This window comes from Mediterranea sp. An20 (genome assembly GCF_002160055.1).
Taxonomy (GTDB): Bacteria; Bacteroidota; Bacteroidia; order Bacteroidales; family Bacteroidaceae; genus Bacteroides; species Bacteroides avicola.
The window spans coordinates 14,576-34,175 of record NZ_NFJV01000021.1 but is presented as its reverse complement, the minus strand read 5'-3'; the positions used below and the strand labels follow the sequence as shown (position 1 = coordinate 34,175).

General features: G+C 49.2%; 13 protein-coding genes. 9 read left to right on the top strand and 4 right to left on the bottom strand.

Annotation, left to right across the window (positions count from 1 at the left end):
* The first annotated feature begins 66 nt into the window (after positions 1-66).
* The 6 genes from pyrH (at position 67) to B5F34_RS12005 (ending at position 8,042) form a co-directional block, all read left to right on the top strand.
* Positions 67-780, top strand: coding sequence for a UMP kinase (gene pyrH / locus B5F34_RS12030; protein WP_087339397.1), 714 nt, complete (start codon positions 67-69; stop codon positions 778-780).
* Positions 781-857: 77 nt separating this feature from the next.
* The gene (frr, locus tag B5F34_RS12025; protein WP_087339346.1) at positions 858-1,418 is read left to right on the top strand and encodes a ribosome recycling factor; all 561 of its coding nucleotides are present in this window, start codon (positions 858-860) and stop codon (positions 1,416-1,418) included.
* Between the two features lie 139 nt (positions 1,419-1,557).
* Positions 1,558-2,493 (top strand): ribosome small subunit-dependent GTPase A, encoded by a 936-nt coding sequence (gene rsgA, locus B5F34_RS12020; protein WP_087339343.1) that lies wholly within the window; start codon positions 1,558-1,560, stop codon positions 2,491-2,493.
* Positions 2,494-2,599: 106 nt separating this feature from the next.
* A complete protein-coding gene (locus B5F34_RS12015) occupies positions 2,600-3,679 on the top strand; it encodes an efflux RND transporter periplasmic adaptor subunit (RefSeq protein ID WP_087339340.1) in 1,080 nt (359 codons plus the stop codon).
* 11 nt (positions 3,680-3,690) lie between these two features.
* A complete protein-coding gene (locus tag B5F34_RS12010; RefSeq protein ID WP_087339337.1) occupies positions 3,691-6,723 on the top strand; it encodes an efflux RND transporter permease subunit in 3,033 nt (1,010 codons plus the stop codon).
* The gene (locus B5F34_RS12005; protein WP_087339394.1) at positions 6,723-8,042 is read left to right on the top strand and encodes a TolC family protein; all 1,320 of its coding nucleotides are present in this window, start codon (positions 6,723-6,725) and stop codon (positions 8,040-8,042) included. Before B5F34_RS12010 ends, B5F34_RS12005 begins: the two co-directional genes overlap by 1 nt.
* Before the next feature lie 157 nt (positions 8,043-8,199).
* Here the strand turns inward: B5F34_RS12005 and dnaJ are convergent, their stop codons facing one another.
* Together dnaJ and B5F34_RS11995 are read right to left on the bottom strand one after the other, a co-directional pair.
* Positions 8,200-9,366 carry a molecular chaperone DnaJ gene (gene dnaJ / locus B5F34_RS12000; RefSeq protein ID WP_087339335.1) on the bottom strand — a complete coding sequence of 389 codons (1,167 nt, stop codon included), beginning with the start codon at positions 9,364-9,366 and terminating at the stop codon, positions 8,200-8,202.
* Between the two features lie 17 nt (positions 9,367-9,383).
* The gene (locus tag B5F34_RS11995; RefSeq protein WP_087339332.1) at positions 9,384-9,968 is read right to left on the bottom strand and encodes a nucleotide exchange factor GrpE; all 585 of its coding nucleotides are present in this window, start codon (positions 9,966-9,968) and stop codon (positions 9,384-9,386) included.
* A 680-nt stretch (positions 9,969-10,648) separates the two neighbouring features.
* Between B5F34_RS11995 and B5F34_RS11985 the strand changes: the two genes are divergently transcribed.
* Entirely contained in the window at positions 10,649-12,265 is a 1,617-nt protein-coding gene (locus B5F34_RS11985) for an ATP-binding cassette domain-containing protein (RefSeq protein ID WP_087339328.1), read from the top strand.
* Positions 12,266-12,359: 94 nt separating this feature from the next.
* On the opposite strand, the gene B5F34_RS11980 is transcribed toward B5F34_RS11985, so the two are convergent.
* Entirely contained in the window at positions 12,360-13,415 is a 1,056-nt protein-coding gene (locus tag B5F34_RS11980; RefSeq protein WP_087339327.1) for a leucine-rich repeat domain-containing protein, read from the bottom strand.
* Positions 13,416-13,529: 114 nt separating this feature from the next.
* Between B5F34_RS11980 and B5F34_RS11975 the strand changes: the two genes are divergently transcribed.
* Positions 13,530-14,405 (top strand): CPBP family intramembrane glutamic endopeptidase, encoded by an 876-nt coding sequence (locus B5F34_RS11975; RefSeq protein WP_087339325.1) that lies wholly within the window; start codon positions 13,530-13,532, stop codon positions 14,403-14,405.
* 122 nt (positions 14,406-14,527) lie between these two features.
* Here B5F34_RS11975 and B5F34_RS11970 read toward each other — a convergent pair whose 3' ends face one another.
* On the bottom strand, positions 14,528-16,654 hold the full coding sequence (locus B5F34_RS11970; RefSeq protein WP_087339323.1) for a Tex family protein: 2,127 nt from the start codon (positions 16,652-16,654) through the stop codon (positions 14,528-14,530).
* Between the two features lie 852 nt (positions 16,655-17,506).
* Here B5F34_RS11970 and B5F34_RS11960 point away from each other — a divergent pair.
* A complete protein-coding gene (locus B5F34_RS11960) occupies positions 17,507-19,435 on the top strand; it encodes a nucleoside-diphosphate sugar epimerase/dehydratase (RefSeq protein ID WP_087339391.1) in 1,929 nt (642 codons plus the stop codon).
* Positions 19,436-19,600: the final 165 nt, after the last annotated feature.

The following is a 19,600-nucleotide window of genomic DNA, read 5'->3' as shown; positions in this document are numbered from 1 at the left end:
CTTACCGAAGGCATGGCCAGACTTCCGCAGGAAGAAACAGAAACATTATTAATAACGAATCATAACATGGAAACGAAATTCAAGCGAATCCTCCTCAAGCTCAGCGGCGAAAGTCTGATGGGCAGGAAGCAGTACGGCATCGACGAAGAACGCCTGGCGCAGTATGCCGCACAAATCAAAGAGATACATGAAATGGGTGTACAGATTGGCATCGTCATCGGTGGAGGAAACATCTTCCGTGGACTCAGCGGTGCTTCAAGGGGTTTTGACCGTGTGAAAGGCGATCAGATGGGTATGCTTGCCACCGTCATCAATAGTCTGGCCCTCAGTTCGGCCCTTACCTCCGTCGGTGTCAAGGCCCGCGTGCTGACAGCCGTGCGCATGGAACCCATTGGAGAATTCTACAATAAATGGCGCGCTATCGAATGCATGGAGGCAGGCGAAGTGGTCATCATGTCGGCGGGTACGGGTAATCCCTTCTTCACCACCGACACCGGCTCCAGTCTGCGCGGCATTGAAATCGAAGCTGATGTCATGCTGAAGGGTACCCGTGTGGATGGCATCTATACCGCCGACCCTGAAAAAGATCCTACAGCTACGAAGTTCTCTGACATCACTTATGATGAGGTGCTTGCCCGCGGACTTAAAGTAATGGACCTTACCGCTACCTGCATGTGCAAGGAAAACAACCTGCCCATCATCGTCTTCGATATGGATACGCCCGGTAACCTGCGTAAAGTGATGCAAGGGGAAGAGATTGGTACGCTGGTGCACAATTAAATGAAAAAGGAAGAGCGAAGAATGAAGAATTTAATTATATTTGCACCCTATCTGAAATAATCAAAAACAAACCTGATATGAAAGACGTAAAAGACATCCTGGGCGAAGCCCAAGAAAAGATGGACATGGCCATTATGTACCTGGAAGAAACCTTGGCACATATCCGTGCCGGCAAGGCTGATGTCCGCCTGCTGGACGGTATCCGCGTAGACTCCTACGGCTCGATGGTGCCTATCAACAATGTTGCTGCCGTTACTACTCCCGACGCGCGCAGCATCGCCATCAAACCTTGGGACAAGAACATGTTCCGCATTATCGAGAAGGCCATCATTGATTCCGACCTGGGCATCATGCCGGAGAACAATGGTGAAATCATCCGTATCGGCATCCCGCCTCTCACTGAAGAACGGCGCAAACAACTGGCCAAACAGTGTAAGGGCGAGGGCGAAACTGCTAAAGTGAGTGTGCGCAACGCCCGCCGTGACGCTATCGACGCCCTGAAGAAAGCCGTGAAGGAAGGTCTGGCCGAAGACGCACAGAAGGGAGGCGAGGAAAAACTCCAGAAGATTCACGACAAGTATATCAAGCAGATTGACGAGATGCTTGCGGCAAAAGACAAGGAGATAATGACCGTATAAATAAATTGGAAATAGAGGATTGAAAATTGAGAAATAGCCGGTTTTTCTTGGAGAGTGAAATACAGAGATGTTCCTTTCCTGAAGATAAGAGTCTGCTTCTCAATTTTCAGTTTCCCACTTTCAACTTTCAATAGAACAAGTGAACGGACTCGTTATCAAGAATACCGGCAGCTGGTATATTGTCCGCACCGGAGACGGACGCGATGTGGAGTGCAAGGTGAAAGGAAACTTCCGCCTGAAAGGCATCCGCAGCACCAATCCCGTGGCCGTGGGCGACCGCGTGCAGATTGCTGAAAACCGTGAAGGTACGGCTTTCATCACCGAGATAGAAGACCGTAAGAACTACATCATCCGGCGCGCTTCCAACCTGTCTAAACAGTCGCATATCCTGGCTGCCAACCTCGACCAGTGCATGCTGATAGTTACCGTCAACTATCCCGAAACATCTACTACTTTCATCGACCGCTTCCTGGCTACGGCTGAAGCTTATCGGGTGCCTGTCTTGCTCCTCTTCAACAAGACAGACCTCTATGATGAAGATGACCGACGTTATCTGGAGGGACTGGTCCATCTCTACACTACCATTGGCTATCCCTGCCTTAAAGTCTCGGCAATCCAAGGTCAAGGTATGGAGGAGGTGAAGGCAAAACTTCGCGGACGCATCACTCTCTTCTCGGGCAACTCAGGTGTGGGTAAATCGACTCTCATCAACGCACTGTTACCGGGCACTGATGCCCGCACGGGGGAAATCTCCGCTGTACACAACAAGGGTATGCATACCACCACATTCTCCGAGATGTATCCTGTGGATAACGAGGGCGGTTATATCATCGACACGCCGGGCATTAAAGGATTCGGCACTTTCGACATGGAAACAGAGGAGATCGGACATTATTTCCCCGAAATATTCAAGGCCTCGGCCGAATGCCGTTACAGTAATTGTACACACCGCCATGAACCGGGATGTGCTGTGCTGCAAGCTGTGGAAGAACACCGCATTAGCCAGTCGCGATATGCTTCTTACCTCAGTATGCTGGATGACAAGGAAGAAAGTAAATACCGGGAAGCTTACTGAAATACCGAAAATATTAACACAACTTTAACATAATACGCTTTAAACCTTACAGACAGGACACTATCAATGAACATATAAACAATTTTATACCACAACAACACGCTACATGAAGAAAAAGCTGAAATGGGGCCTCATCCTGGTGATAGGCGCCGGGCTTGTCGGGTGGGGAATCTACTCACAAATGCCCAAAACAAACGAAGAACTGGCTGAGGCTGACAAAATCATGCCGGCCAACAGTCCAAGTAAAAAAGTATTAAACGTCAACGCTACCATTGTCAGGCCGCAAATGCTGGTGGATGAGATTCCTATCATTGGTAGTCTGTTGCCTGACGAAGAAGTGAACCTCTCGTTCGAAACTTCTGGCAAAATCACAGACATCAATTTTGAGGAAGGTACGCACGTACAGCAGGGACAGCTCCTTGCCAAAGTAAACGACCGCCCACTGCAAGCCCAATTGCAACGTCTGGTTTCCCAGCTGAAACTGGCCGAAGACCGTGTGTTCCGTCAGGATGCGCTGTTGAAGCGCGATGCTGTCAGCAAGGAGGCCTACGAACAAGTGAAAACAGACTTGGCTACCTTGAATGCTGATATAGAAATCATAAAGGCACAGATTGAACAGACTGAACTGCGTGCGCCTTTTGATGGTATCATCGGATTGCGACAGGTCAGCGTGGGCACATACGCTTCTCCTACCACGATTGTAGCCAAGCTGACTAAAATAGCTCCCCTGAAGGTCGAATTTTCTGTGCCGGAAAGCTATGCACGTGATGTCAAAGTGGGTACTACGCTGAAATTCTCACTTACCGGTTCGCTCAATCAGTATGAGGCACGTGTCTATGCCCGCGAATCAAGCCTTGATCCCGTGACCCACTCGCTTACCATTCGTGCTCTCTATCCCAATCCGTCGGGTATTATGCCGGGGCGTTTTGCCTCCATCAACTTGCGCAAGCAAGAGCATGAAAACGCTCTGGCCATTCCTTCCGAAGCCATCGTGCCGGAAATGGGAAAAGACAAGGTGTTCCTCTACAAGAACGGAAAGGCGGAACCTGTGGACATCGTGACGGGTATTCGAACCGATGCACTGGTACAGGCTGTGAGCGGACTGAATGAAGGAGATACAGTCATCATTTCGGGTACACAGCAGTTGCGCACAGGTATGACAGTGACAATTGACAACATCTATTAAGCATACGCCCCATGAACATATCCGAACTAAGCATACGCCGTCCCGTGCTCTCCACGGTGCTGACCATTATCATCTTGCTCTTCGGCTTCATCGGCTATACCTCGCTGGGCGTGCGCGAATATCCTTCGGTAGACAATCCCATAATCTCCGTGCAGTGCTCGTACACGGGAGCTAATGCAGATGTCATTGAGAACCAGATTACCGAACCGCTGGAGCAGAACATCAACGGCATTCCCGGCATCCGTTCGTTGACCAGTGTCAGCCAACAGGGACAAAGCCGCATTACCGTAGAATTTGAACTGTCCGTCGACTTGGAAACCGCAGCCAATGACGTGCGCGACAAGGTGTCACGTGCTCAACGCTATCTGCCCGATGACTGCGACCCGCCTACCGTGTCGAAGGCCGATGCCGATGCCACACCTATCCTGATGGTGGCTTTGCAGAGCAACAAACGGTCGCTGCTGGAATTGAGCGAGATTGCCGACCTGACCGTAAAAGAACAGCTGCAAACTATTTCCGACGTGAGTAGCGTCAGCATCTGGGGTGAAAAGAAATACTCCATGCGACTTTGGCTCGACCCTACCAAGATGTCGGGCTACGGCATCACGCCTGTCGATGTAAAGGAAGCCATCGACCGCGAGAATATCGAACTGCCTTCGGGAAGCATCGAAGGTAACACTACCGAGCTGACCATCCGTACGCTGGGTCTGATGCACACACCTGAAGAGTTCAACAACCTCATCATCAAAGCTGATGGCAACCGCATTATCCGTTTCAGCGACATCGGGCGTGCCGAACTGGGAGCTGCCGACTTGAAAAGCTACATGAAGATGAACGGCGTGCCTATGGTGGGTGTGGTAGTTATTCCACAGCCTGGTGCCAACCATATCGAGATTGCTGATGCTGTCTATGACCGTATGGAGCGCATGAAAAAAGACCTGCCCGAAGATGTGAGCTATACCTACGGCTTCGATAATACACGCTTCATCCGTGCCTCCATCAGTGAGGTGGAACATACGGTGTACGAGGCTTTTGTACTGGTTATTATCATTATTTTCCTTTTCTTGCGCGATTGGCGTGTAACGCTGGTACCGTGTATTGTTATCCCCGTGTCGCTCATTGGTGCCTTCTTTGTGATGTATGTGGCTGGGTTCTCCATTAACGTGCTCACCATGCTGGCCGTGGTGCTTGCCGTTGGATTGGTGGTGGATGATGCCATTGTGATGACTGAAAACATCTATGTACGTATCGAACAGGGTATGCCGCCTAAGCAGGCGGGCATTGAGGGAGCAAAAGAGATATTCTTTGCCGTTATCTCCACCACCATCACGCTGGTAGCCGTATTCTTTCCTATCGTCTTTATGGAAGGTACTACAGGGCGTCTTTTCCGCGAGTTCAGCTTCGTCATATCGGGTTCCATTCTCATTTCTGCCTTTGCTGCCTTGACTTTTACGCCCATGCTGGCTACCAAGTTGCTGAAGCAGGAGAAGAAGAAAAACTGGTTTTACCGTATTACCGAACCCTTCTTTGAGGGGATGAACCGCTTATACAGTCGTTCGCTGGCTGCTTTCCTGAGGAAACGGTGGATAGCATTGGCTTTCACGCTCGTCACTTTCGGTATCATTCTGTTCCTTTGGAATCACATTCCTGCCGAGATGGCTCCGCTGGAAGACCGTTCGCAGATAACTATCAACACCAGTGGTGCTGAGGGTGTGAGCTATGAATACATCCGCGACTATACGGAACGCATCAACGATGTGGTAGACTCTATCATTCCCGATGCTGAGGCTGTTACGGCCCGTGTGTCGAGTGGAAGCGGTAATATCCGCATTACGCTGAAAGACCTTCGCGAGCGCGATTATACGCAAATGGAAGTGGCAGAAAAGCTATCGAAAGCTGTGCAGAAGGAAACCAAAGCGCGTGCTTTCGTGCAGCAACAATCTTCGTTTGGCGGACGACGCAGCAGCATGCCGGTGCAGTATGTGCTGCAAGCCACCAATATCGAAAAGCTGCAGGAAGTGCTGCCTAAGTTCATGGAGCGTGTCTACGAGAATCCGACTTTCCAAATGGCGGATGTAGACCTGAAGTTCAGTGACCCTGAAGCCCGGATACAGATAGACCGAGACAAGGCGGGAACAATGGGCATCAGTACACGAAACATTGCCCAGACCTTGCAATATGGTTTGAGCGGCCAGCGTATGGGTTACTTCTACATGAACGGCAAGCAGTATGAGATATTGGGCGAAATCAACCGTCAGCAGCGTAACAAGCCTTCGGACCTTGTGGGGCTTTACATCCGCAGCGATAACGGCGAAATGGTGCAGCTGGACAATCTGGTAAAGATTATCTACGGTACGGCGCCGCCCAAGCTTTATCGTTACAATCGTTTTGTGTCGGCTACCGTATCAACGGGTCTGGCTGAAGGGAAGACCATCGGGCAAGGCATTGAGGAAATGGACAAAATAGCTGCCGAAGTGCTGGATGACAGTTTCCGCACAGCTTTGTCGGGTGACTCAAAAGATTATAGCGAAAGTGCTTCCAGTCTGATGTTTGCCTTCATATTAGCCATTGGACTTATCTACCTTATCCTGGCTGCACAGTTCGAGAGCTTCAAAGATCCGCTGGTCATTATGCTTACCGTGCCGCTGGCTATTGCGGGAGCACTTGTGTTTATGTACTTCGGCGATATCACGATGAACATCTTTAGCCAGATTGGTATCATTATGCTTATCGGTCTGGTGGCCAAAAACGGTATTCTTATCGTGGAATTTGCCAACCACAAGCAAGATCACGGCGAAGATAAGATGCGGGCAGTGCAGGATGCAGCCCTGCAACGCTTGCGTCCCATCCTGATGACCAGCTTTGCTACTGTGCTGGGCTTGTTGCCTTTGGCCTTTGCTTCGGGTGAAGGAGCCAACCAGCGTATTGCCATGGGTACTGCAGTGGTGGGAGGGATGATTGTGTCCACACTGCTCACCATGTATATCGTGCCTGCCATCTACAGTTACATTTCTACCAACCGCAGTAAACTGAAAGAAATATGATGAAACAATTTATACTTTTACTGATAGCCGTTTGTGCGGCAACCTCAGTTCTCGCACAACCTCCAGTTTATACCCTGAAGGATTGTCTGGAAGAAGGACTGCTCAATAACTATTCGCTGCGTATCACCCGTAACCAGGAACGTATCAGCGAGAACAATGCTACGCTGGCCAATGCCGGTGCCTTGCCGACTCTGGACCTTACGGCTGGCTACAGCGGCTCGTTGAGCGATACGGAAACCAAGCTCCGCTCAACACAAACTGTCAGCAAGGAGAAAAACGCTTTGGATCAGACCATCGACGCTGGAATCAACTTGGAGTGGACCGTATTTGATGGGTTTAACATTACGGCTACTTACCAGCAATTGAAAGAGCTGGAGCGGCAGGGCAAGACAGAAACACGCATTGCCATTGAGGACCTTATTGCCAACATTGCGGCAGAGTATTATAACTTTGTGCAGCAGAAAATCCGCCTGAAGAACTTTCATTACGCCATGTCTCTTTCTCGCGAACGGTTGCGTGTCGCTGAGTTGCACATGAACGTGGGAAATGCGGCCGGTATAGACTATCTGCAAGCCAAAGTGGACTTCAATGCCGACAGTGCCCAGTATATCAAACAACAAGAAGCCTTGCACACTTCGCGCATCGAACTGAACGAACTGATGGCCAATGAGGATGTGGACGAGTTCTTTATCATCCGGGACAGTCTCATCGACATAAACCAGATTCTCGACTTCGAAGAGCTCTGGCAAGGAACACTGGCTATCAATGCTTCGTTGTTGCGTGCCGACCAGAATCAGACCATTGCCCGACTGGATTATAAGAAAGTATGCGCACGCGATTATCCTTACATCCGCCTGAACGGAGGCTATGGCTATACGCTGAACCGGTATGAACTGGCTGCCAACAGCCGACGGAGCAACTTGGGGCTGAACTTCGGTGTCACCGTAGGCTTCAACCTCTTCGATGGTAACCGCCGCCGTGAACGACGCAATGCCAGTCTGGCTGTCGAGAATGCCAGACTGGAGCGGGAACAGTTGGAACAGACGCTGCGCGCGGACCTCAGCAATTTGTGGCAGGCTTATCGCAATAACTTGGAACTGTTGAAGTTGGAACGCCAGAACCTTATTGTGGCCAAAGACAACTATGACATCTCGCGCGACCGCTACCTGTTGGGCGACCTGGCAGGTATTGAAATGCGTGAGGCACAAAAAAATCTGCTCGATGCCGAAGAGCGCATCCTCTCTGCCGAATACGACACGAAGATCTGCGAAATCTCTCTGTTGCAAATCAGCGGAAAGATAACGGACTATCTGCAATAGACTCTGCTGGAAGGAAGCGGCTGTTGGCCTGTTGTCTGGAGGATAGCGCAGCACGCTTACGCTTCTTGGCTATGCAATAAAAAACTGCCGGAGAAATGTTTCCCGTTTCTCCGGCAGTTTTTCATACATGAAAGATAACAATAAGGTTCAGGTAGGATTATTCAAACAAAGTTTTGAATTTCTTGAAGATTTTTTCTTTAATGGAGGTATTGGGTTTGAAATTGTCGGACGCGTCCAGTTCTTCCAACATTTTCTTTTCTTCTTTGCTCAATGTTTCCGGGACATAGATGCTGACATTGACCAGTAAGTCGCCTGTGCCATAGCCGTTTACGCTGGGCAGACCTTTGTTGCGCAGGCGCAGCACCTTACCCGGTTGTGTGCCCGGTTCTATTTTCACTTTCACTCTGCCGTCTATGGTCGGTATTTCTACCGTTCCGCCTAATGCGGCAGTAGGGAAGTTCAACAGAAGATTGTATATCAGGTCGTTTTCATCGCGAATCAGTTCTTTGTCCGGTTCTTCTTCTATCAGAATCAGCAAATCGCCCGCTACGCCGTTGTGTTTGCCGGCATTTCCTTTGCCGCTCATTGACAGCTGCATGCCCTCTGCCACTCCCTTAGGGATTTTTACCGTTACTACTTCTTCGCCGTAAACGATGCCTTCGCCACCGCATTCCTTGCACTTGTTTTTGATGATATGACCTTCGCCGCCGCATGTGGGACATGTGGTGCGTGTCTGCATCGTTCCCAATATGGTCTGTTGGTTGCGGATGACCGAGCCTGTTCCCTTACAGGTAGGGCAGGTTTCTACGCCGCCAGTTCCCTCTGCGCCGCTTCCATGGCAATGCGGACACGGAACGTATTTTTTCAGTTTGAATTTCTTCTCTACGCCAGTCGAAATCTCTTTTAATGTCAGTTTTACTTTTACGCGAAGGTCCGAGCCTCTGTAGCGACGCTGTTGCGAGCTGCTTCCTCCACCGAATCCGCCAAAGCCACCGAATCCACCGTGTCCACCAAAGATATCGCCGAACATCGAGAATATATCGTCCATGGACATGCCTCCGCTGAATCCTCCGAACGGGCCTCCGTTGCCGGCTGCTCCACTTACACCTGCGTGGCCGAACTGGTCGTAACGGGCACGCTTGTCCGGATTGCTCAACACTTCGTAGGCTTCGGCAGCTTCTTTGAATTTTTCTTCTGCCTCTTTGTCGCCAGGATTGCGGTCCGGATGATATTGAATGGCCTTTTTGCGATATGCCTTCTTGATTTCGTCTGCCGATGCGTTTTTCTCAACGCCTAAAACCTCATAGTAATCTCTCTTTTCCATACCTATGTTTATCAGATTTATTCACCCACTACGACTTTGGCATGACGGATGACTTTATCGTTCAGGGTATATCCCGTCTGTACGCAGTCCAGGATTTTTCCTTTCTTCTCTTCTTCCGGTGCCGGAATCACGGCAATTGCTTCGTGGAAGTCTGTGTTGAGCGGCTGGTCTTGCGTTTCAATCACTTTCACGCCGTTTTGTCCCAATACCGTCATAAATTTGTTGTAAATCAGCTCAACGCCTTCCTTTACAGCCTTTACATCCGAAGCATTCTCCATTGTTTTCAGCGCACGTTCCAAGTCGTCTACCACCGGCAGGATGCTGCTGATGCTTTTCTCGCCGCCGTTCAGAATCAGTTCGGCTTTCTCTTTCATCGTCCGTTTGCGGTAGTTGTCGAACTCGGCAGACAAGCGCAGGTATTTATCTTTTTGTTCGGCTATCACTTCGTTGGCTTTGTCTAATTCTTCTTTCAGCTTTTCCTCTTCAGTTCGGGGAGTCGCTTCTTGTTCCTCGGCCTTACTTTCAGAAGACTGTGCTTCGTCATTCCCGTTTTGAATCTTTACTTCCTCTTCCTGTTGGGTTGTTTTTTCTTGTTTATCCATATAGTTGTGATTTTTTATTGTGCAAAATGAATTATTGATGTCCCTACAAAAAGTTTGCCAAATGGACATTGTTCCGAGAAACGGCGCAAAGGTAGTGTTTTTATGCCACATTGGCAGCGGTTTTATCATCGAAGTGATTTAGAGCCGTTTAAATTTTCCTATTTTAAGCTTTATATTCAGCTTCCTTTGAGCTTCTTTCCGGTCTCTTTTCCCGGTATACTTCGTCACGTAGCCTGCTCCGCTCCTCCGTGCACCGGAAAAATATCCTCGGAAACAAAAATTAAGCAGACTCTTAAACTTCTTATTTTCAACGCAGATGTCCGTTTGCCGGGCGGTTTTTGCTGGCAGGCCCTTCATACAAAGTTGTCAGGCAATAAGCACCGTACTGTCAGGCGCTAACCAGCGTACTGCCGGGCGCTAAGCAGCAGGCTCGTTATATGTTAGAAACGGACCGCTGATTATCAGCAGGATATAGATAACGCCATTTCTATGGGCGGGAAAGCTTAAATTGCTTCTCTATTTCGGGGAATTTTCCTACCTTTGCACGCTCAAAATAAAAATGGTGTGGAGCCTCCGTCAATCTCTTCCGTTGGAGGACGTTTAGGTGTGCATCCTTATTTCTGAATCTCTTTTCTGTGGGGAAGAGCAAGGAGAGGCTTCTAATTTATTCTTTAGTAAATATGATTACAGTTTCTAACGTTTCGGTACAGTTTGGTAAAAGAGTATTGTTCAATGAGGTAAATTTGAAATTTACCAGCGGTAATTGTTATGGCATCATCGGCGCTAACGGCGCGGGCAAGTCTACTTTCCTGAAAACTATATCCGGTGAGTTGGAGCCTACGACCGGCAGTATTACACTGGGACCGGGAGAACGTTTGTCTGTTTTGAGTCAGGATCACTTCAAGTGGGATGCTTTTACGGTGATGGATACTGTCCTGATGGGGCATACCGTGTTGTGGGACATCATGAAGCAGCGTGAGGCTTTGTATGCCAAAGAAGATTTTACGGATGAAGACGGCATGAAGGTTTCGGAGCTGGAAGAGAAGTTTGCTGAACTGGACGGCTGGAATGCAGAAAGCGATGCAGCGGCTCTGCTGAGTGGCTTGGGTATCACGGAGGACAAGCATTATATGTTGATGTCTGATTTGAATAACAAAGAAAAGGTGCGTGTTATGTTGGCGCAGGCCCTTTTCGGCAATCCCGACAACCTGTTGCTGGACGAGCCTACCAACGACCTTGATATGGATACCGTCACTTGGCTGGAAGAATACCTGGCTAACTTTGAACACACGGTGCTGGTGGTGAGCCACGACCGTCACTTCCTCGATTCGGTGTGTACGCATACGGTGGATATTGATTATGGCAAGATTAATCTTTTTGCCGGCAACTATAGTTTCTGGTATGAGTCCAGCCAGTTGGCTTTGCGTCAGCAGCAGAACCAGAAGGCCAAGGTAGAAGAAAAGCGCAAGGAGTTGGAAGAGTTTATCCGTCGTTTCAGTGCCAATGTAGCCAAGAGCAAGCAGACGACCAGCCGCAAGAAGATGCTGGAAAAGCTTACTGTGGACGAAATCAAACCTTCATCGCGCAAATATCCCGGTATTATCTTTACTCCGGAGCGTGAGCCGGGCAATCAGATATTGGAAGTGTCCGGACTGACTAAAACGCTGGATGATGGCACCGTGCTGTTTCGTGATGTCAATTTCAACGTCGAAAAAGGCGATAAGATTGTCTTTCTTTCGCACGACCCGCGTGCCATGACAGCTCTCTTCGAAATCATCAACGGAAACATGAAGCCGGATAGCGGGCATTATAATTGGGGCGTTACCATTACCACGGCCTATTTGCCGTTGGACAATACAGATTTCTTCAATACAGACCTCAATCTGGTGGACTGGCTTAGCCAGTTTGGCGAAGGCAACGAGGTGTATATGAAGAGCTTCTTAGGCCGCATGCTCTTCTCTGGCGAGGAAGTGCTGAAGAAAGCGAGCGTGCTGTCGGGAGGCGAGAAAATGCGTTGTATGATTGCCCGCATGCAGTTGCGCAATGCCAATTGCCTGATTCTGGATACACCGACCAACCACCTCGATTTGGAATCCATACAGGCTTTTAACAATAATCTGAAGATTTATAAAGGGAATATTCTTTTCGCTTCACACGACCATGAGTTCATACAAACCGTGGCCAATCGTATTATTGAACTGACTCCCAACGGCATTATCGATAAAATCATGGAATACGATGATTACATTTCGTCCGACCATATCAAGGCGTTGAGAGAGAAGATGTATCAGAACTGATTTGTAGAAGTGCCGGTTGGCTCATCGGCAAGTGGAAGAGATACAACCGAAAGCAGGCGGTTATCTGTACTTGTTTTCGGTTGTATCTCTTTTTTTATTTCTTCTTATCCATCCATATCAGTTTGCTGGGCTCTTCTCCAAACAGTTTGTCGCCCAATGTCGTGATTTGATTGCCGGTGGCTACTACGCGGCGCAGGTTGTCGCATCCCATAAAGGCCCCAAACTCAATGGCTGTCAGGGTAGGGGGGAGAAACAATGTACCACACAGACGGGTGCAACCGCTGAAAGCTCTTTGCCCGATGGTCTTTAAACCTTTGGGCAGGGTTAGCTTCAAAAGAAATTTCTTTTGGGTGAATGTATATTCGGGTATGCTTGTGGCATTGGTATTTTCCATATCTACTTTCACTAAGTTGGGCATATAATCCCGTATCAGAGCAAAGTCAGCTTCATCCAATTTGCCTTCTATGGTCAGGAAGTTGACTTCGTTGGGTTGTTTGCCTTTCTGTAGCAATTCGCTGGCCAGACTGCCCATGCGGCTTATTTGTACGTGGGCTCCGGTAGGTTCTCCTTCTACGAAAGCAAAGTTTTTCCATTCTTCCTGGCTGCGGTAACTGTCTCCATATCCAAGGGGTACAAAGATGGCAGTCAGGCTGTCGGCTAAGGCATCTTCTTTTAAATGAGGAGCTTTCTTGCTGCGTATTTGGCAGATGGCCAGGTTCTTGCATCCCTTGAAGGCACCGTAGTCTATAGTTTTCAGACCGGGTGGCAGGATAACCCGCCGCAAGGATTCCTTTCCGTGGAAAGTGCTGTCGTTGTTTTCCTGGCAGAAAGCTAATGCAGGCAAGGTATTGGCCGGATAGATACGTAAACCTTTGCTGGTCCCGTTTTTACCGGTATACAGGCTGATGCTGGCTTCTGAGAGGTCTAAGGTCCGTAGTTGCTTGAATCCGTCGCGCAAGTTGCGGAAGTCGATGGCATTCAGTCGTCCTTGAAGGCGCAGGTAGGTAATTTGGTTGGCTTCTTCTTCTGTGAGCATTTCCATCATCGTACCCGGTTTAGGCACATATATCGTCTTGCTTCTTTTCTGGCCGTATGCGTTCAGTGTTGCGCAAAAGATGGTGAATATCAGGAATAGTCTGTTCAATTTCATGGGATTCGTTTTTTAATAATCACTTTCAAAGATAAGAAGAATTAGGTAACTTGCGCTTCATTTTTCCTTTTTATGACTATTTTTGTCGGTTGTTAATGAAAAAAGTTTTGTCTGATGGAAGAAAATGTAAGCGGTAAGGATGAGGTTCGCAAAAAACAGTGGCATCGTTGGGCAGCCTTGTGGCTTGATATACTGATGTTTTTGCTCATCTGTTTCGGAGTATATGTGTTGTTGGCTGTCTTGTGCCGTGTCTTGAGCACCTCGGGTTCAAGTGAACCGGCTGTTCAATCTCCTTGGATGCTGTTGTGTGATGAGGCTTGTCTGTTGTGCAGTGTTGTTTTGTCTGCCTGGGGTGTGTTGCATCGTCGTGGCATGCCGTTGTCTTGCCTGGGACTGGCATTCCGGTGGAAAGGAATTTTGTGCGGACTGTTTCTGGCTCTGCTGTTACATTCGTTGGGGTGGGGCCTGGTGCTTGCCGCCGGTGCGGTGCAGGTGGAAGAAGCGGTCTGGCATGTTTCTGTATTATGGCCCATGTTGTTACTGTTCCTGTTGGTAGCTATTACTGAAGAGCTGTTGGTGCGTGGTTTTTTATTGGGTCGTATGCTCGATGGCGGTATGAATCGCTGGTGGGCACTTTTTCTTTCTTCCTTGTTGTTTGCGGTGATGCATTTCTTCAATCCCGATTTTTCCTGGCTGGCTTTCCTTAATATTCTGCTGGCCGGTCTGTTGTTGGGAATTCCTTTTGTCTATACCCGTAATCTTAGCTTTCCTATAGGGTTTCATTGGTTTTGGAATTGGATTCAGGGACCAGTCTTAGGGTATCGTGTCAGCGGGAATGAGTCCGGAGAAAGCCTTTTCTCTCTGTCTTTTTCAGAATCCGGTTGGCTGCATGGCGGAAGTTTCGGCTTTGAAGGGTCACTGCTCTGCACAATCCTGCTGGCATTGGCTGTAGGTGGCCTGTTATTTTATTATGTACGGCGGATGAAATGAAAATGGCGCAAGATTAAGGCAAAGTGTGTGAGAAGAGAAGTCGGCGAGGTAAATATTGTACAGACTGAGTATCAGTTTCCTGCATCCCGTTGACTTCTCTTTGAATGATCTCTACCCGTCCATCAGTTGCTGATTTTCTTCAGTTGAATCCGTTTACGCTCCCTGTCAATGCCCAGTATCTGCACCCGTATGTGCTGGTGGATGGAAACAACCTCGTTCGGGTCGGCTACGTAACGGTCGGCCAGTTGCGAACGATGAATCAGCCCGTTTTCTTTAATGCCAATGTCTACAAAGGCACCGAAGTTGGTGATATTGTTGACAATGCCCGGCAATTCCATACCTTCGCGCAGGTCGTCGATGCTGTGTATGTTCGGGTCGAACTCAAAGCATTCGATAGGTCCTCGCGGGTCTCGTCCCGGTTTGTCAAGCTCTTGCAGGATGTCTTGCAGGGTAGGCATGCCGATTGTCTTCGTCACATAGCGTTTCAGGTCAATCTGCTGGCGCAGTTTCCTGTCGGCAATCAGTTCGGCGATGCTGCATTGCAGGTCGTGTGCCATCTGTTCCACTACAGAATAGCTTTCCGGATGCACGGCTGTGTTGTCCAATGGATTGGCGGCTTGTGGGATGCGGAGGAAACCGGCACACTGCTCAAAAGCCTTGGCGCCCATGCGCGGCACCTTCAGCAGTTCCTTTCTGGAGGTGAAAGCCCCGTTTTCCGTGCGGTAGTCTACGATGTTCTGTGCCAACTGAGGTCCCACGCCGGATATATAGGTCAGTAGCGGAACGCCTGCTGTATTGACATTTATCCCCACAGAGTTCACGCAGCTTATCACTGTCTGGTCCAATGCCTTTTTCAGTTTCCCCTGGTCCACGTCATGCTGATATTGTCCTACACCGATGGACTTCGGGTCAATCTTCACCAATTCTGCCAGCGGGTCCATCAAGCGGCGGCCGATAGATACAGCCCCACGCACCGTCACCTCATAGTCCGGAAACTCATCGCGAGCTATCTTCGAAGCCGAGTAGACCGATGCTCCCTGTTCACTCACCACAAACACCTGCACGTCTCTGCGGAAAGTCTGCCGTTTCAGGAAATCTTCTGTCTCGCGGCTTGCCGTCCCGTTGCCGATGGCAATGGCATCTATTTTATAAGTCTCTATCATGGCCTGTACCTTGGCAAAAGCCTCTTTGGACTTGTTGACCGGCGGGTGCGGGTAAATATTTTCGTTGTGCAGCAAGTTACCTTGTTCGTCCAGGCATACCACTTTACATCCCGTTCTGAATCCGGGGTCTATGCCCATCACCCGTTTCCTGCCCAGCGGTGGAGCCAGCAACAGTTGCCTCAGGTTGGCGGCAAAAACGCGGATAGCCTCGTCGTCGGCCTGTTCTTTGCTCAGGTTGGCAAATTCTGTTTCTATCGAAGGGCGTAGCAGACGTTTGTAGGCATCCTTCACAGCCTCTGCCACCCGTTGTCCGCTGCCGTTCTGACTACGCACAAATCTTCGTTCCAGCCTCTCCAGACATGCTTCGTTGTCAGGATTGATAGACACCTTCAGCAGTCCCTCCGTTTCTGCACGGCGTATGGCCAGCAGGCGGTGCGAACCACAGCGCTTCAAGAGCTGCTCGAAGTCGAAGTAATCTCTGTATTTTGCCGCTTCCTCTTCTTTTCCTTTCACGACCTGGGCGGTCAGTATTCCTTGGCGGGCAAAGGCATTACGCACGGTGTTTCGGGCTTTTTCATCTTCGCTGATGTATTCTGCCAAGATGTCGCATGCACCTTTCAGTGCTTCTTCCACGTTTTTTACCTCCCCCTTCACGTAGCGGGCTGCACACTTTTCCGGATGCTCTTCGCGTTGCTGCATCAGCAGGGTAGCCAGCGGTTCCAGTCCCTTCTGCCTGGCTGCCTCGGCGCGGGTTTTCCGTTTCGGTTTGTAAGGCAGGTAGATGTCTTCCAGCACCGTATTGTCCCATGTCTCTTCGATGCGTTTCCTCAATTCCGGCGTCAGCTTTCCCTCTCCCTCGATGGTATTCAGGATGGTTTCTTTTCGTTTAGCCGTTTCCTTCAGCTTTTCATATTGCGTTTGAATGGCTTCTATCTGTACCTCGTCCAGTCCGCCCGTCCGTTCCTTGCGGTAGCGACTGATGAAGGGGATGGTGGCCCCCTCGTCCAGCAGGGCTATGGTGGGCCCCACTTGTTTTTCTGCCACGCCCACGGCCGCAGCTATCAGGGAGATGAATGTTGTTTCCATAAACACGGGTAAATCCTTTTTATGCGGGCAAATGTAATGAAAACAATCGGATTCTGCAACCGGTGTCCGTCGTATGCGAAGGCTGTGTAGGGAGGCGCGCCGGTCCTTATATATAAGAAGCATGCTTTTAAGCTATAGGGAGCATGCTCCTAATAGCGTAGAAGTAGGTCGGTTATATATAATAATGTAAGGTTAGAACCGATATGTCCATGTGGATATAAACCGGAAAATGGTCTTGCACAGTGACCGACCGCCAGAAGTATCTGTAGAACGAGATGAACTTATACTTACACTCTTTTCGCCAGACCCTGAAGAAAGAGGTTGAGCCCTCTTGAACATCGGGCAGGAAGGATGTTTGATTTGCCGCCGGAAAAAGCTGCATATCCGTCAAAGACGGTTGCATTATTTGTGGAATATTCTTTTTTGCCGTATATTTGCAGCGTTATAGAAAGTCATTCTGTATTCTCGTGAGCTTAGGCTCTTGTACGGTGAAAGAGTGGGCAGCCTATATCCTTATGAGCTTTCCGAGCTCCTTTGTCCGGATAATTCGGACAGAGGAAGGAGTCTTTATATATAGGCCTTTCTCTTATCTGCCTGCCTCTCTTTCCCTGAATTCCTTTGAAAACAAGCATTTGGAACAGTACTGAGCGAAGAATGACAGGTTTCAGACAGCATTATTTCAATCTTCATTAGTGGCTTCTTTTTACATGCCGGTTGCGGTTACCAGTGGCGCGATTGGCAGACTTGGGGATACGGCAACTTTGTATCCCTGTGTCTTTTGTGTCTGATGCAAGCTAAAATCTGATTAGTTACTTAACAGTTACTTATCTTTCCGATATGTTAAAACTATCCATTCGCGGACGTTATTTCCGCCGTTATCTTTCTACTAAAGTATTGCCGGTATGGAGCATTCTGCTGATAGACACGTTGCTTGTGGCTATTTCTGTATTCGGCGCTTTTTTGCTGAGGTTTGACTGGCAGTCCATCTGGCTCTATTCTGCTATGGTGGAGAAGAGTATTTTGGCTGTGGTAGTGGTCAATCTGGTCTTTTTCCATGTTTTCCGCACCTATTCCAACGTATTGCGCTTCTCTTCCTTTGTAGATGTCATGCGCATCTTCGTTGCGCTCACAGTGTCTTATGCCCTGTTGGCGGTTTTTGCTGTTGTTTTGGCGCATCGTCTGCATCCGGCGTTTCTGCCGTTCAGTGTGTTGGTCATATCGTATGTCAGCAGCTTTGCCCTAATGGCCTGCTCCCGCATTGTGGTAAAGGTTCTGTTTGATACGCTGAATCTGGACCGGAGCAACAGCCACAATGTTTTTATTTATGGGGCACGTGAGGCGGGCGTGAATATCGCTAAAGCCATTCGCGTCAGTCTGAACAACCGTTACCGTCTGCGCGGTTTCATAGCCGACGAACCTGAACTGATTAATAAGGAAATCATGGGGGTACGTGTCTATCCCAATGATGAGATGCTGGCGGAAAACCTTCGTCGCCACCGCATTGAGGTGGTCATTGTTTCTCCGGCCAAGATGGACGAGCTGAAGAACACGGATATGGTCGACCGACTGCTGGCATTGAATATCAGATTGATGACCGCTCCTCCTTTGAGCGAGTGGAACAGTCCGGTGCTGAAGCGCGACCAGTTGAAAGATATTCAGATTGAAGACCTGCTTCCCCGCGACCCCATCCAGATAGACATTCGCAAAGTAGCTTCCCACCTGGAAGGCAAGCGGGTGATGATTACCGGTGCTGCAGGTTCTATTGGCAGCGAAATCATGAGGCAGGTGGCGTCCTTTAATCCCTATAAACTGATTCTGGTAGACCAGGCAGAAACACCGTTGCACGACATCCGCCTGGAGTTGCAGGACCATTGGCGTGACATCGATGCCGTGACCCTGGTGGCCGATATTGCCAATGCCACTCGCATGGAAGGCATTTTTGCAGAGTTCCGTCCGCAATACATCTTCCATGCTGCTGCCTACAAGCATGTACCCATGATGGAAGACAACGTGTCCGAGTCCATCCAGACCAATGTTTATGGTACACGTACGGTGGCCGACCTGGCTGTGAAATACGGAGCCGAGAAGTTCGTAATGATTTCCACTGACAAGGCGGTGAATCCCACCAACGTGATGGGCTGCTCCAAACGCATCTGCGAAATCTATGTGCAGTCGCTGGCCAAGAAGCTGCAGAAAGAAGGGAAACCCTGCACGCAGTTCATTACCACCCGTTTTGGCAATGTCTTGGGGTCCAATGGTTCGGTCATTCCCCGTTTCCGCGACCAGATACAACGGGGTGGTCCTGTCACTGTCACCCATCCGGACATTATCCGTTACTTCATGACCATCCCCGAAGCCTGCAGGTTGGTGTTGGAAGCCGGTAGCATGGGCAACGGCGGAGAAATATACATCTTCGATATGGGCAAACCGGTGAAGATTGTCGACTTGGCTCGCCGTATGATAAGCCTGTCCGGTCGCACGGATGTGAAAATCGAATTTACCGGCTTGCGTCATGGCGAGAAACTTTACGAAGAACTGCTGAACGTGAAGGAACTGACCAAACCCACGTATCACGATAAAATCATGATTGCCACGGTGCGCGAGTATGACTACGACGAGGTAAAAGAACGTATCCAGGGACTGATTGATGTCAGCTATACCTATGACCAGATGAAGATTGTGGCAGCAATGAAAGACATCGTTCCCGAGTTTATCAGCAAGAATTCCTGCTTCGAGGCACTGGATAAAAAGAACGGAGCAGAGGTGGCGGTACAATCCTGAAAGAGGGTATAAAAATGTTTTTCTTCTTGCATATATCTTTCTTTCGTCGTACTTTTGCAGCGTTATAGTAGGTCATATCTGTTTTTCTCGTGAGCTTCGGCTCTTGTACGGTGGAGATAACGGCAGGCTGTATCTTTCTGGAGAGATTCATATCCCGGTTGTTTG

Bases quoted from the DNA above. Each gene is read 5' to 3' on its own strand.
- pyrH (WP_087339397.1), top strand. From the start codon at position 67: ATGGAAACGAAATTCAAGCGAATCCTCCTCAAGCTCAGCGGCGAAAGT.
- frr (WP_087339346.1), top strand. From the start codon at position 858: ATGAAAGACGTAAAAGACATCCTGGGCGAAGCCCAAGAAAAGATGGAC.
- B5F34_RS12015 (WP_087339340.1), top strand. From the start codon at position 2,600: ATGAAGAAAAAGCTGAAATGGGGCCTCATCCTGGTGATAGGCGCCGGG.
- B5F34_RS12010 (WP_087339337.1), top strand. From the start codon at position 3,691: ATGAACATATCCGAACTAAGCATACGCCGTCCCGTGCTCTCCACGGTG.
- B5F34_RS12005 (WP_087339394.1), top strand. From the start codon at position 6,723: ATGAAACAATTTATACTTTTACTGATAGCCGTTTGTGCGGCAACCTCA.
- dnaJ (WP_087339335.1), bottom strand. From the start codon at position 9,366: ATGGAAAAGAGAGATTACTATGAGGTTTTAGGCGTTGAGAAAAACGCA.
- B5F34_RS11995 (WP_087339332.1), bottom strand. From the start codon at position 9,968: ATGGATAAACAAGAAAAAACAACCCAACAGGAAGAGGAAGTAAAGATT.
- B5F34_RS11985 (WP_087339328.1), top strand. From the start codon at position 10,649: ATGATTACAGTTTCTAACGTTTCGGTACAGTTTGGTAAAAGAGTATTG.
- B5F34_RS11980 (WP_087339327.1), bottom strand. From the start codon at position 13,415: ATGAAATTGAACAGACTATTCCTGATATTCACCATCTTTTGCGCAACA.
- B5F34_RS11975 (WP_087339325.1), top strand. From the start codon at position 13,530: ATGGAAGAAAATGTAAGCGGTAAGGATGAGGTTCGCAAAAAACAGTGG.
- B5F34_RS11970 (WP_087339323.1), bottom strand. From the start codon at position 16,654: ATGGAAACAACATTCATCTCCCTGATAGCTGCGGCCGTGGGCGTGGCA.